Annotated in this window: 12 protein-coding genes; 4 read left to right on the top strand and 8 right to left on the bottom strand. The window is 71.5% G+C overall.

Features of this window, described 5'->3' with window-relative positions; genetic code table 11:
* Positions 1-28 precede the first annotated feature (28 nt).
* From OHU89_RS09260 to OHU89_RS09240, 5 genes are all read right to left on the bottom strand, one after another.
* Positions 29-1042, bottom strand: a complete 1014-nt coding sequence (locus OHU89_RS09260; RefSeq protein WP_405654394.1) for an NAD-dependent epimerase/dehydratase family protein — start codon at positions 1040-1042, stop codon at positions 29-31.
* Positions 1043-1116: 74 nt separating this feature from the next.
* Entirely contained in the window at positions 1117-1842 is a 726-nt protein-coding gene (locus OHU89_RS09255) for a lysophospholipid acyltransferase family protein (RefSeq protein ID WP_405641597.1), read from the bottom strand.
* A gap of 334 nt (positions 1843-2176) precedes the next feature.
* Positions 2177-3400, bottom strand: coding sequence for an ornithine--oxo-acid transaminase (rocD, locus tag OHU89_RS09250; RefSeq protein WP_405641595.1), 1224 nt, complete (start codon positions 3398-3400; stop codon positions 2177-2179).
* Positions 3397-4221, bottom strand: coding sequence for a dimethylargininase (ddaH, locus tag OHU89_RS09245; protein ID WP_266895524.1), 825 nt, complete (start codon positions 4219-4221; stop codon positions 3397-3399). Before ddaH ends, rocD begins: the two co-directional genes overlap by 4 nt.
* Positions 4222-4345: 124 nt before the next feature.
* Positions 4346-4861, bottom strand: coding sequence for an Lrp/AsnC family transcriptional regulator (locus tag OHU89_RS09240; protein WP_405641592.1), 516 nt, complete (start codon positions 4859-4861; stop codon positions 4346-4348).
* Positions 4862-4939: 78 nt separating this feature from the next.
* On the opposite strand from OHU89_RS09240, the gene OHU89_RS09235 reads away from it, so the two are divergent.
* From OHU89_RS09235 to OHU89_RS09220, 4 genes are read left to right on the top strand one after another with little or no spacing between them, the layout of a single operon-like run.
* Positions 4940-5704 (top strand): LytR/AlgR family response regulator transcription factor, encoded by a 765-nt coding sequence (locus tag OHU89_RS09235; protein WP_405641591.1) that lies wholly within the window; start codon positions 4940-4942, stop codon positions 5702-5704.
* Positions 5701-6072, top strand: a complete 372-nt coding sequence (locus OHU89_RS09230; RefSeq protein ID WP_405641589.1) for a hypothetical protein — start codon at positions 5701-5703, stop codon at positions 6070-6072. The genes OHU89_RS09235 and OHU89_RS09230 overlap by 4 nt, the downstream gene beginning before the upstream one ends.
* Positions 6069-7781 carry a cation acetate symporter gene (locus OHU89_RS09225; RefSeq protein ID WP_405641587.1) on the top strand — a complete coding sequence of 571 codons (1713 nt, stop codon included), beginning with the start codon at positions 6069-6071 and terminating at the stop codon, positions 7779-7781. Before OHU89_RS09230 ends, OHU89_RS09225 begins: the two co-directional genes overlap by 4 nt.
* 34 nt (positions 7782-7815) lie before the next feature.
* Positions 7816-9030 (top strand): sensor histidine kinase, encoded by a 1215-nt coding sequence (locus OHU89_RS09220; protein WP_405641586.1) that lies wholly within the window; start codon positions 7816-7818, stop codon positions 9028-9030.
* Between the two features lie 23 nt (positions 9031-9053).
* Here the strand turns inward: OHU89_RS09220 and OHU89_RS09215 are convergent, their stop codons facing one another.
* Genes OHU89_RS09215 through OHU89_RS09205 form a run of 3 tightly spaced genes read right to left on the bottom strand, consistent with a single transcriptional unit; the run spans position 9054 to position 12513 of the window.
* Positions 9054-9230, bottom strand: coding sequence for a hypothetical protein (locus tag OHU89_RS09215; protein ID WP_046262943.1), 177 nt, complete (start codon positions 9228-9230; stop codon positions 9054-9056).
* A 13-nt stretch (positions 9231-9243) separates the two neighbouring features.
* Positions 9244-11091 (bottom strand): protein kinase domain-containing protein, encoded by a 1848-nt coding sequence (locus OHU89_RS09210; protein ID WP_405641584.1) that lies wholly within the window; start codon positions 11089-11091, stop codon positions 9244-9246.
* 60 nt (positions 11092-11151) lie between these two features.
* Entirely contained in the window at positions 11152-12513 is a 1362-nt protein-coding gene (locus OHU89_RS09205; protein ID WP_405641582.1) for a DUF6777 domain-containing protein, read from the bottom strand.
* Positions 12514-12522 lie beyond the last annotated feature (9 nt).

Raw genomic sequence — 12522 nt, 5'->3', positions numbered from 1 at the left:
GGGCGGCCCCGGTCGGGCCGCCCCTCTTTCATGCCGTGAACCAGGCGTCCTCCGCCGCGTAGTCGAAGAGGTCGCCGTACGACTGGGCCATCTTCGGGTAGGCCTCCCGCCAGTCCCGCCCGGCCAGGTGTCCCTCGATCCAGGCGACGGTCTCGGGCAGCGTCTGCGCGTACCGGACCACCGCCCGGTACCCCAACTCCCGTTCGGCGGCGGTCATGTCGCAGACGACGGGCACCGGCACCGACCACGGGGTGCCCCCGACCGTGGGCGAGGGCGGTGGCCCGTCGACGAGCACGTCCTCCCGCTCCACGCCCATCACGGCGTCGATGGCCCGGGCGATCTCCGCCACCGTCGGCGCGTCCGGGTCCACGGCGTTGAGCACCCGGGTCCCGGGCCGCGTGGCGGCCAGCCGGACCAGCTCGGCGATGTTGTGGACGCTCGCCGGATGGAACCGGCTCCGGCCGCCGTAGGCGAGGACGCGCCGGGCCCTCCCGTCCAGGTTCCGCTTGACGAACCAGAGCTCGCGCGGTGTCCGGCAGTGCGGCCCGTGGATGGCACCCGCCCGCAGCAGTGTGGTGGGCAACCGCTCGCCGGCGCCCAGCAGTTCGCGCTCCAGCGCGGCCTTGCGGGTGCTGTACGACAGGTCTCCCGGTTGAACGGTTCGCTGGTCCTCGGTGATCCACACCGGGTACTCGGGAAAGCCGTCCGGCTCGTCCTGGGTGTCGAAGTTACGGCCCTTGTCGTCCTCGTACACCGACACGCTGGAGATGACGACGGCGGACCCGACGCGATCGGCGAGGCCGGTCAACTGCCGGGCGTGCGCGGCCCCGTAGGCCACCATGTCGACCAGCACATCGCATCCGTCACCCACCGCGGCGGCGAGCGCGGTGTCGTCCTCGCGATCGGCGCGGGCGACCCGTACCTCCCCGGGCCAGCTCTCGTCCCGCCCGCCGCCCCTGGAGACGGCGGTCACCTCCCACCCGTCGCGGGCCAGCGCACCCACCGCCGCCCGGCCGATCTGCCCGGTCGCCCCGATCACCACAGCACGTCGCGTCATACGGCGACAGTACGACCGTCGACTCGGGGCGTTCCAGGGCCTTCTGCCGACAGCAGAGGTCAGCGCAGGGGGATCCGCGGGAACCGGCGTTCCTTCTCGGAGCGCTTCGCGGCTTCCGCGGCCTTCGCGACGGCCGCGTACTCGTCGACGTACTCCTGCCCGGAGAGGTTGAGGATGGCGTAGATGATCTCGTCGGTGATGGCGCGCAGGATCGCCTTCTCGTTCTCCATGCCTTCGTAGCGGGAGAAGTCGAGGGGTTCGCCGAAGCGGATGGTCACGGGGTGGATGTTGGGGATGACCTTGCCGGGCGGCTGGGCCTCGAAGGTGCCGATCATCGCGCAGGGGATGACGGGCACCCCGGCCTTCAGCGCCATCACCGCCACACCGACCTTGCCCTTGTAGAGCCGGCCGTCGTGCGACCGCGTGCCCTCCGGGTAGATCCCGAGCAGCTCGTCCTTGCCCAGCACCCCGAGACCCTCACGGATGGCGGCCTGGCCGGCCTCCTTGCCGGTGCGGTCGACGGGGATCTGCCCGGCGCTGCGGAAGAAGAACGCGGTGAGCCGGCCCTTCACACCCGGGCCCGTGAAGTACTCCTTCTTCGCGAGGAAGGTGATGCGGCGCTTGAGGATCGCCGGCATCAGGAAGTGGTCCGCGAAGGACAGGTGATTACCGGCGACGATGGCAGCCCCGCTCGCCGGCACGTGCTCGAGCCCCTCGATCCGTGGCCGGAAAACCAGCCTCAGCAGGGGTCCCAACAACACGTATTTGAGCAGGTAGTAGAACAACTGGACGCTCCTCACTCCGGCATATCGGCTCAACCGCCGCGTTCCAGCAGGTCAACCGGCGTGTCGTGGGGGTGCCAGTGTATGTGCATGCGGGGGCGCGCGGAACTGGGTCGCGAACGGCGGGGAGGCGACCGCGGGATCAGCCTGGTGCTACTGGCGGGTAGGCGGCAGTGAGATCGCTCAGCATGACGGATTCCCGAGCATGGGTGGCGGAGAGGGAGGTCTTGCGTCCCGGCGCGATGAGGGGCGTGTGCTTCGACCGGGGACAAGGACGGGGCAGGCTCCCCGTGACCGTCCGGGAACGGTCGCGGGGAGCCTGCCCCTCGCCGGGTACTCAGCCCCGCGTCAGCACCTTCTCCAACGTCCCGAGCGCACCGGAGAGTTCATCCCCCGTGATCGTCAACGGCGGCGCCAGCCGGATCGTCGACCCGTGGGTGTCCTTGACCAACACGCCTTCCCGCATCAGCCGTTCACTGATCTCCCGCCCGGTCCCGAACACCGGGTCGATGTCGACGCCCGCCCACAGCCCGCGGGCACGGAAGCCGAGGACGCCCTTGCCGACCAGCTCCGAAAGACCGTCCCGCAGCACCACGCCCAACTCGGTGGCCCGGCGCTGGAATTCGCCCGTCTCCAGGAGCTCGACCACGGCCGTGCCGACCGCGGCCGCGAGCGGGTTGCCGCCGAACGTGGAGCCGTGCTCACCCGGTCGCAGCACGCCCAGCACATCCCGGCGGGCCACCACCGCGGACACCGGGACGATGCCGCCGCCGAGCGCCTTGCCGAGGAGCAGCATGTCCGGGACGACCGACTCGTGCTCGACGGCCAGCGTGCGGCCCGTGCGGCCGAGACCGGACTGGATCTCGTCCGCGATGAAGAGACAGCCCTTGCGGCGGGTCAGTTCGCGTACGCCGGTGAGGTAGCCCTCGTCCGGGATCACGACCCCCGCCTCGCCCTGGATGGGCTCCAGGAGCACCGCCGCCGTCGTGTCGTCGACCGCCGCCTCCAGCGCCGCCAGGTCGTTGTACGGCACGATCCGGAAACCGGGGGTGAACGGACCGAAGCCCGCGCGGGCCGTCTCGTCGGTGGAGAACGACACGATCGTCGTCGTACGGCCGTGGAAGTTCTCCGCGGCGACCACGATCGTCGCCCGGTCCGCGGGGACGCCCTTCACCTCGTACGCCCACTTGCGGGCCACCTTGATGGCGCTCTCGACCGCTTCGGCGCCGGTGTTCATCGGCAGCACCATGTCGAGACCCGTCAACCGGGTCAGGCGCTGGGCGAACTCGGCCAGCTTGTCGTTGTGGAAGGCCCGTGAGGTGAGCGTCAGACGGTCCAGCTGGCGGTGGGCCGCCTCGATCAGTGCCGGGTGGCGGTGGCCGAAGTTGAGGGCCGAGTAGCCGGCCAGCATGTCCAGGTAGCGGCGGCCCTCGACGTCCTCCACCCAGGTGCCCTCGGCGCGGGCGACGACCACGGGCAGGGGGTGGTAGTTGTGCGCCAGGACCGGTTCCTCGGCGCTGATCAGATCGGCGGAGGAGCGCGTGTGTACGGCAGCGGTCATGAGCGGATCTCCTGGGTGCAGCACTTGATGCCGCCGCCGGCCTTGTGGAACTCGGAGAGGTCGACGGGGACGGGGACATAGCCGTGGTCGTCGAGGCGCGCGGCCAGCGCCTCGGCCTGCGGTGCGATGAAGACATGACGGCCGTCGGACAGCGAGTTCAGTCCGAAAGCCATCGCGTCGTTCCGGGTCGCGAGCACCGCGCGGGGGTACAGCCGTGCGAGTACCTCGCGGCTGCCCGGTGAGAACGCCTCCGGGTAGTACACGATGTTGTTCTCGCCCTCGGAGTCGTCCAGGACGAACAGTGCGGTGTCCAGGTGGTAGAAGTGCGGGTCCACCAGCGTCAGGCTGATCACCGGGTGGCCGAAGAACTCCTGCACCTCGCGGTGGGCCTCCCGGGTCGTCCGGAAGCCGGTGCCGGCCAGTACGTACCGGCCCGTCCAGACGAGGTCGCCCTCGCCCTCGCAGACGGACGCCGGGCGGTGGACCTCGTAGCCCGCCGTCTTGAACCACAGGTCGTAGTGCGTGGACTCGGGGCGCCGCTCGGGCGCGTGGAACAGCGAGCCGAAGACACGGCCGCCGACGACGACCGCCGAGTTCGCGGCGAAGACCATGTCCGGGAGACCGGGGACCGGGTCCAGGGCGTCGACGGCGTGGCCGTGGGAGCGGTAGGCGCCGATCAGCGCCTGCCACTGCTCCTGGGCCAGGTCCACGTCGACGTGCGTGTCGGGATGCATCCAGGGATTGATCGCGTACTGCACGGCGAAGTGTCTGGGTTCGCAGACGAGGAAACGCCGTCGGCGCTGCACACGGGAGTCGGACACAGAGGGGTTCCTCCGCTTCCTGCGGTGTCTACTGAGGGTTGACACCAAGGTAAGAAGTGGCGGTCACGCCCGACAAGCAACAAGAATTGCGTGTCTGCGCAGGAATGCTGCGTCTTTCTCCGGTTCAACGCAGCTCTGATGCGCGCTGCGAGGTTTCGGCCGGTGCGGGCTGGCTCGCCCCCGCCTCCGGGCTCTCCGGGATCAGATGGGACAGCACCATCACACTGATCGTCTTGCGGATGAAGGGCTCGATCCGGATCCGCTCCAGCACCTCCTCGAAGTGCTCCACGTCCCGCGCCCGCACATGCAGCAGCGCGTCCGCACCGCCCGTCACGGTCATCGCCGCGGTGATCTCCGGATGGTTGCGCACCACCTCCGCGAGCCGCCGCGGCGGCGCCGCACCCTCGCAGTACACCTCGACGTACGCCTCCGTGCGCCAGCCCAGCGCCGACGGCTGCACCGTGGCCGTGAACCCGGTGATCACGCCGGTCTCGCGCAACCGGTCCACGCGCCGCTTGACCGCCGTGGAGGACAGCCCCACGGCCGTGCCGATCTCGGCGAAGCTCGTCCTGGCGTTCGCCATCAGAGCGGCGATGATCTTCCGGTCGAGCTCGTCGAACGGTGCGGGCGCGCTGTGCATGTCGGCACTGTATCCAGCGGGAACGTCCATACCTCGGCACGTGTGCAGACGTGCGAATTGCTCCTACACTCCGGGTTCATGCTGCGCGCCCTGGCTGTCGACGACGAACGCCCCTCGCTGGAGGAACTTCTCTACCTCCTGAACGCCGACCCCCGGATCGGTACCGCGGAGGGCGCCGGCGACGCGACCGAGGCGCTGCGCCGCATCAACCGGGCCCTGGAATCCGGGCCGCACGGCCCCGAGGCGATCGACGTCGTCTTCCTCGACATCAACATGCCCGGCCTAGACGGCCTCGACCTGGCCCGGCTGCTCACCGGATTCGCCCGGCCGCCGCTGGTCGTGTTCGTCACCGCCCACGAGGACTTCGCCGTACAGGCCTTCGACCTCAAGGCGGTGGACTACGTCCTCAAGCCCGTCCGCAAGGAACGCCTCGCGGAGGCGGTCCGTCGCGTCGTCGAACTGCGCGCCGCCGAGATCCGCGGCACCACCCCGCGCATCCCCGTCAGCGAGCCCGACCCCGACCACATGCCCGTGGAACTGGGGGGCGTGACCCGTTTCGTCAGCGTCGAGGACATCACCCACGTCGAGGCCCAGGGCGACTACGCCCGGCTGCACACGACCAAGGGCAGCCACCTCGTCCGCATCCCCCTGTCCACCCTGGAGGAGCGCTGGCGCTCCCGCGGATTCGTCCGAATCCACCGCCGCCACCTCGTCGCCCTGCGCCACGTCGGCGAACTGCGCCTCGACGCCGGCACCGTCAGCGTCCTGGTCGGCTCCGAGGAACTCCAGGTCAGCCGCCGCCACACCCGCGAACTGCGGGACCTGCTGATGAGGAGGCCGTGACGGTGCCCCAGAACCAGAACCCCGCCGAACGCCGGGTCGTCGTCACCGGCCCGCCCCGGCAGACCCGCCGCGTCCCCGGCTACTACCGGCCCCGCACCGAGATCGACGAGCAGACCACCCTCGGCCACACCTACGTCCGCTCCCTCATGCGCACCCAACTGCGCGCCGCCCTCACCGTGTTCGCCGTCCTCGGCCTGCTCGTCGGCCCGCTCCCGCTGCTCTTCGCCGCGATGCCGGACACCCGCCGCGTGGAGTGGGCGGTCCTCGGCTTCGGCCTGTACGTCCCGCTGGTGCTCCTCGCCCGCTGGTACGTGCGGCGGGCGGAGCGCAACGAACGCGACTTCGTACGCCTAGTAGAAGACCGATGAACTCCAGCTACGCCGTTCCGGCCGTCGCCCTCGTCGTGGTCGCCACCGTCCTCGTCGGCGCCTTCGGCCTGCGGATCTCCCGCACCACGTCCGACTTCTACGTCGCCTCGCGCACCGTCGGCCCCCGTCTCAACGCCGCCGCCATCAGCGGTGAGTACCTCTCCGCCGCCTCCTTCCTCGGCATCGCGGGCCTGGTCCTGGTCCAGGGCCCCGACATGCTCTGGTACCCGGTCGGCTACACCGCCGGCTACCTCGTCCTGCTGATCTTCGTCGCCGCCCCGCTGCGCCGCTCCGGCGCCTACACGCTGCCCGACTTCGCCGAGGCCCGGCTCGCCTCCCAGGCGGTACGACGGCTCGCGGGGGCCTTCGTCGTCGGCGTCGGCTGGCTGTATCTGCTGCCCCAACTCCAGGGCGCCGGGCTCACGCTGACGGTCCTGACCGGGGCACCCGACGGGCTCGGCGGAGTGATCGTCGCCGTCGTCGTGGTCGCGACCGTCGCCGCGGGCGGCATGCGCAGCATCACCTTCGTGCAGGCCTTCCAGTACTGGCTCAAGCTCACCGCCCTGCTCGTCCCCGCCCTCTTCCTCGTCCTCGCCTGGCAGGGCGACGGCGCCCCCACCCACGCCTTCGAGGAACCGGCCACCTTCCGCGAACAGCGGGTTGTCCGCGTCGACGACAGCCTCGACCTGAAACTCGACCGCCCGCTGACCGTCACGGTCGACGGCACCGTCGACGGCCGCGCCCACGAGGACACCGAACTCCGCCTCCCCGCCGGCACCCGCCACATCGACGCCGGCACCCGGCTGACCTTCGCCCAGGGCGCCCCCGTCCCCGAGGCCGACCGCAACGGCGGAGCCGGCCTGTCGCCCTCCCAGGCCGAGACCCGCGGCGAACGCCCGCTGTACGCCACGTACGGACTGATCCTCGCGACCTTCCTCGGCACCATGGGCCTGCCGCACGTGGTGGTCCGCTTCTACACCAGCCCGCACGGCGTCGCCGCCCGCCGCACCACCGTCGCGGTCCTCGGCCTGATCGGCGCCTTCTACCTCCTGCCGCCGGTCTACGGCGCCCTCGGCCGCCTGTACGCCCCCGAACTCACCCTCACCTCGAACGCGGACGCCGCCGTCCTGCTGCTGCCCGACCGGATGATCGGCGGCCTCGGCGGCGACCTCCTCGGCGCACTGGTCGCCGGGGGAGCCTTCGCCGCGTTCCTGTCGACCGCCTCGGGGCTGACCATGGCGGTGGCCGGCGTGCTCACCCAGGACGTCCTCCCCTCCCGCGGCGTACGACACTTCAGGCTCGGCACGGTCCTCGCCATGGCCGTGCCGCTGGCGGCGAGCGTTCTGGTCGGCGGCCTGCCGGTCGCCGACGCGGTCGGGCTCGCCTTCGCGGTGTCGGCCTCCTCCTTCTGCCCGCTGCTCGTCCTCGGCATCTGGTGGCGCCGTCTGACCCCGCCGGGCGCGGCCGCCGGGATGCTGGTGGGCGGCGGCTCCGCCCTGGTCGCCGTGGCCGCGACGATGGCCGGTTTCCCCGGCACCGGAGCACTCCACGCCCTGCTCGCCTGGCCCGCCCTCTGGTCGGTACCGCTGGCCTTCCTCACCATGGTCCTGGTGTCCCTGGCCACCCCGGGCCGGGTCCCGGCCGGAACGGCGGCGATCCTGGCGCGTTTCCATCTGCCGGAGGAACTGCGGGCGGAGGCGAAGGCATGAGGACATCCCTGACGAGCCTGAACGGGGCGGTCGTATGAGCGGCTTCCTCGCCGGCCTCTGTGTCGCCATCCTCCCCCTGCTCGCCGCCGGCTTCTGGCTGGGCCGCCGGACCGCGCGCCCCGAGAGTCTGCGTGGCCTCGGCACCCCCGTCGAGCACGCCACCTTCGAGACCCTGCACACCGCCTCCCTCGCCGCGCCCCCGCTCAGGGCGGGCCTCACCGAGGAGACCGCCGGCAAGTCGGCCCGCCGGCTGCGCACGCTCCTCGGCACGGACGCCCTGTGTCTGACCGACCAGAAGGCGGTACTGGTCTGGGACGGCATCGGCGGCCACCACCGCGCCCAGATCATGGAGCGACTCGCCGGACCCCTGGAGACCGGCCGCGGCGAGGCCTTCCCGCTGACCTGCGACCACCTCGACTGCACGGTCCGCTGGGCCGTCGTGGCACCACTCACCGTCGACGACCGGATCCACGGAACCCTCGTCGCCTTCGGGCCCCACGAGTCCGCCGTCCTCGTCCGGGCCGCCGGGGAGGTCGCCCGCTGGATCTCCGTCCAGCTCGAACTCGCCGACCTCGACCAGTCCCGCACCCGCCTCATCGAAGCCGAGATCAAGGCCCTGCGCGCCCAGATATCCCCGCACTTCATCTTCAACTCGCTCGCGGTGATCGCGAGTTTCGTCCGCACCGACCCCGAGCGCGCCCGCGAACTGCTCCTGGAGTTCGCCGACTTCACCCGCTACTCGTTCCGCAGGCACGGCGACTTCACCACCCTCGCCGACGAACTCCACGCCATCGACCACTACTTGGCGCTGGTACGGGCCCGCTTCGGCGACCGCCTCTCCGTCACCCTCCAGATCGCCCCCGAGGTGCTGCCGGTCGCCCTGCCCTTCCTCTGCCTGCAACCGCTCGTCGAGAACGCCGTCAAGCACGGCCTGGAAGGAAAGGCTGTGTCCGCCGGCAAGGCCCACATCAGCATCACCGCACAGGACGCCGGCGCCGAGGCGCTCGTCGTCATCGAGGACGACGGCACGGGAATGGACCCCGCCGTGCTGCGCCGCATCCTCGCCGGAGAGGTCAGCCCCTCGGGCGGCATCGGACTGTCCAACGTCGACGACCGGCTCCGCCAGGTCTACGGCGACGACCACGGCCTCGTCATCGAGACCGCCGTAGGGGCGGGAATGAAGATCACCGCCCGGCTGCCGAAGTACCAGCCGGGCGTGCACTCCGCCGGGCGCCTGAGTCGCGAATAGGGCTCAGGTACCGCGCGTGGCCCTCAGGTACTGCGCGTGACGACCATCCCGAGGGTGATCAGGCCCAGCACGACCCAGCCGAACCACAGCCAGCCGTTGCTGCCGAGCGCCACCGTGTAGGCGGTCACCACGACGAGACCGCCGACGGTGAGCACCCCCATCGTTCTGGTCGAGCCATCCGTAGAACCGGTACCGGGCATCGCAACACCCTCCTCAGGATTGGTCTCCCTCCATGGTGCCCCCGTTCTGCTTCCTGACGGTGCAGACGACGAAATGAGTGCCCGCCTTCCAGGGACCTTCGCTCGTCCATGAGCCCGCCGTGTACACCGACGGATCGAAGCCGTAGTCCCGTGGCGGCACCTCCCGCCCACACGCCACGTCCGACTCGGTACGCGCCTCATCGAGCGTGACATCGGCACCCAACCGGGTGAACCCGAGCACCTCCTCGTCGTGTGCCCCCGCACAGGACACCAGCCGGGCGGACCGGTTGGACCGCACGTCCAGACAGTCCCGCTTCTGCATGTTCGACACGTCGGAGAACGCGGAGCCGGGCTCGCGGTGGTCGCCGAGCGGCCCGTACACCGGCCCGTGCGCGCCCAGCACCAGACAGGCCGTGCGCCTCCCGGCGGCCACGAAACCCGCCTCGGTCGGTACGACGGCGACGCTCCGCACGTCCGCCAGCCGCCCGCGGAGCTCCGCGGTCCGCTCCTCGCACCCCGCCGGGCCCTTCTCCCGGGCCTCGGCGGCGGACGCGGCCCCGACGAAGGCCAGCACCTGCCCGTCGGCCCCGCTGCCGCAGCCGGACTCCAGACGCAGCCGCGGAGAGCCCTTGAAGGCGCCTGTGTCCCCCCAGTCGGCCAGCACGCAGTCGCCGTCCTTGAGGGGCTGGGAGAGCCCGATCCGGGTGCCGTACGGCTGTGCGCTCCCGCCCTCCTTCCCGTCGGCGGGCGGCTGCTGGGCCACGGCGTACCAGACCCCGCCCCCGGCGATGGCCAGCCCCAGCAGACCGGCGAGGGCGGAGTGCAGGGCCCGGGGGCGGGTGCGCCGCCTGCTGCCGCCCGACGTGACCAGGGGCCCGAAGTCCTCGGGGACGGCCGGCGGCGACGGCACGGGTACGGGCGGTGGCGGCATCGGCCGGGCCCAGGGCGGCTGTGATCCGAGGTCGGTCTGGGTCCGGGCGTGGGCCTCCGCCTGCGACGCGACGAGCTGCGACAGCGCCGCCTCCGTCTGGGCCGCGGTGATCCGCCGTCCCGGGTCCTTGACCAGCATCGCTTCGAGTACGGGGCCCAGGGCGCCGGCCCGCTGCGGTGGCCGCGGCTCGTCCATGACGACCGCGGTGATCTCCGCGAAGTGCGACTCACGGTCGAACGGACCGCGGCCCTCCACGGCGTGGTACAGCGTGCAGCCGAGCGAGAACAGGTCCGCGGCCGGGGTGGGCGACCCGCCTGTGGCGCGCTCCGGCGCCAGATAGCCCGCTGTGCCCACGAGCACGGACGTCAGCGTGTACCGCGTCTCGCCGGCGTCCGGCTGCACGGAGATGCCGTAGTCGGTGAGCAGGACACGGCCGTACGGCGCCCCGGAGCGGTCCGGTGCGAGCAGGATGTTCGCCGGTTTCACGTCCCGGTGCATGACGCCCCGCTGGTGCCCGGCGGTCAGCGCGTCCAGCACGGCCAGGCCGACACGGGCGCACTCCGCGGGCTGCAGCGAGCCACGCCGGGCGACCAGGTCGCGCAGGTCCACCGCGCCCGCCACGTACTCCATGACGATCCATGGCAGCCCTTCGTGCTCCAGCACGTCGTGCACGGTGACCACGTGCGGATGGCCGCGCAGCCCCGCCGCGTACCGGGCCTCCGCGCGGGCCCGCGCCACCCGGGCCTCCCGCTCGTGGCCGGCTTCCACGGCGTCCCGGAAGACGATCTCCTTGAGCGCGACCTCACAGGCGAGTCTCTGGTCGTGGGCGAGCCAGACATGGCCCATGCCGCCGCTGCCGAGCTGGTTCAGCAGCAGATAGCGGCCGGCGACGACCCGGCCCACTCCCGACGTCGATGGTCCTGAAGGCATCCGGTGACTCCCGGGGTCTGCGGGGCGCGGCGGAGCCGCACTGGACTTCGGCGGCCCCGCTCAGACGGTGGCGCTTTCCGTGGGCTCCTCGGTGGCGGGCTCGCTGGTGGGCGGCCCGCTCGTGGCCGGGGCGCTGGCGGTCTCCGGCGGCGGTGGCGCGCTGCTCGTCGTCTCCGGGGGCGCGCTCGTGGTCACCGGGGGAGGCGGTGATGTGCTGGTCGTCACCGGAGGCGACGTGGTCACGGCCGGGGGCGAGTTCGTCGCCGGTGGTGACGGGCTGCCGCTCGACGGCGGGGGCGAGGAGCTGGGCGGCGGACTGGACGAGGGCGGGGCGGACGACGGCGGTGGTGGTGAGCCGCTGCCGGAACCGGAGCCCGGAGTCGACGGCTCGGAGGTCGACGACTGCGGGGGTGTGGTGGTCGTGGGCGGGGGAGTGGTCGTGGACCCGCCCGAGGAGCCGGAGTCCCCGGCCACGCTCAGCATCACGTACTGCCCGAACCCCAGCGCGGTCCCGGCCGGCGGATCGGTCGCCGTGACCCGGGCGTCGTCCGGCGGCAGCCCCTTGCTGTCATAGCCGACCGCGAGCCCCTTGTCGGTCAGCGAGCGCCGCGCCTGGCCGAACGTCGCCCCGGCGAGGTTCGGCACCGCGCGCTTCTCCCGCGTGTCGAACGCGGCGTCCTTCGCTCCCGAGGTGCCGACCGGCCGGTTGATACCGCGGTCGGTGTCCTCGACGTCGACGAGGGCGATCTTCTCCAGGGGCCGGGGCGCGGGCCGCACCGCGACGACGGAGGAACGGTCGTAGCCCTTCCACTCCTGGTTCCCGTCCTCGAACTTGACCGAGATACGGCTCGTGTCACCCGCGAAGGGCCGCAGCGGATTTCCGCACGAGCACTTCACGGCGGGCCGGCCTTGCGCATCGACCAGAATCGCGATTCCGGCCTGGAGCAAGGAGTCGTAGGGAACAGCCGTTCCCTTTTTGTAGTCGTGGTTCTTCACGAGAGTGTCGTGACGCAACAGGACGGGTGTGAGCCGGTCGAGATAATCCGGTATCCGATCCGTGGAGATTTTGAGGGCACGCGCCCATGCCTGTGCCTTCTGGTCGTTCCTGGGATCGGTGAGGAATTGCTCGAGCCTGTCGACGTCACAGACGGTCGGCTGCTTCGAACCCCCGTACAGACCTGGGGTGTCGCCCTGCTGCAGACTGCCCCGCACGGGCCGCGACGCGACCTGCGCGTCCTTCCCCAGCCCGCTGTTCTCGTCGAAGAAGGGATCGAGCGCGGGCACACCCGCGGCGATCGCCTTCACCAGCGTCAAAGGCGTCTCGCGGTCGCAGCCGCTGAGCGCCAGTACACAGACCAGCAGCACCGCGATCCGGTGGATCGAGGATTTCCCGGCCCTTTGCAGAAAAACGCGAATTGTCATCACCGCTCC

This window comes from Streptomyces sp. NBC_00019 (assembly GCF_045041015.1).
Lineage (GTDB): Bacteria > Actinomycetota > Actinomycetes > Streptomycetales > Streptomycetaceae > Streptomyces.
The sequence above is the reverse complement of the archived record's forward strand: the minus strand, read 5'-3'. Positions and strand labels throughout refer to the sequence as shown.

Bases quoted from the DNA above. Each gene is read 5' to 3' on its own strand.
- rocD (WP_405641595.1), bottom strand. From the start codon at position 3,400: ATGACCGCTGCCGTACACACGCGCTCCTCCGCCGATCTGATCAGCGCC.
- OHU89_RS09240 (WP_405641592.1), bottom strand. From the start codon at position 4,861: ATGCACAGCGCGCCCGCACCGTTCGACGAGCTCGACCGGAAGATCATC.
- OHU89_RS09235 (WP_405641591.1), top strand. From the start codon at position 4,940: ATGCTGCGCGCCCTGGCTGTCGACGACGAACGCCCCTCGCTGGAGGAA.
- OHU89_RS09225 (WP_405641587.1), top strand. From the start codon at position 6,069: ATGAACTCCAGCTACGCCGTTCCGGCCGTCGCCCTCGTCGTGGTCGCC.
- OHU89_RS09220 (WP_405641586.1), top strand. From the start codon at position 7,816: ATGAGCGGCTTCCTCGCCGGCCTCTGTGTCGCCATCCTCCCCCTGCTC.
- OHU89_RS09215 (WP_046262943.1), bottom strand. From the start codon at position 9,230: ATGCCCGGTACCGGTTCTACGGATGGCTCGACCAGAACGATGGGGGTG.
- OHU89_RS09210 (WP_405641584.1), bottom strand. From the start codon at position 11,091: ATGCCTTCAGGACCATCGACGTCGGGAGTGGGCCGGGTCGTCGCCGGC.
- OHU89_RS09205 (WP_405641582.1), bottom strand. From the start codon at position 12,513: ATGACAATTCGCGTTTTTCTGCAAAGGGCCGGGAAATCCTCGATCCAC.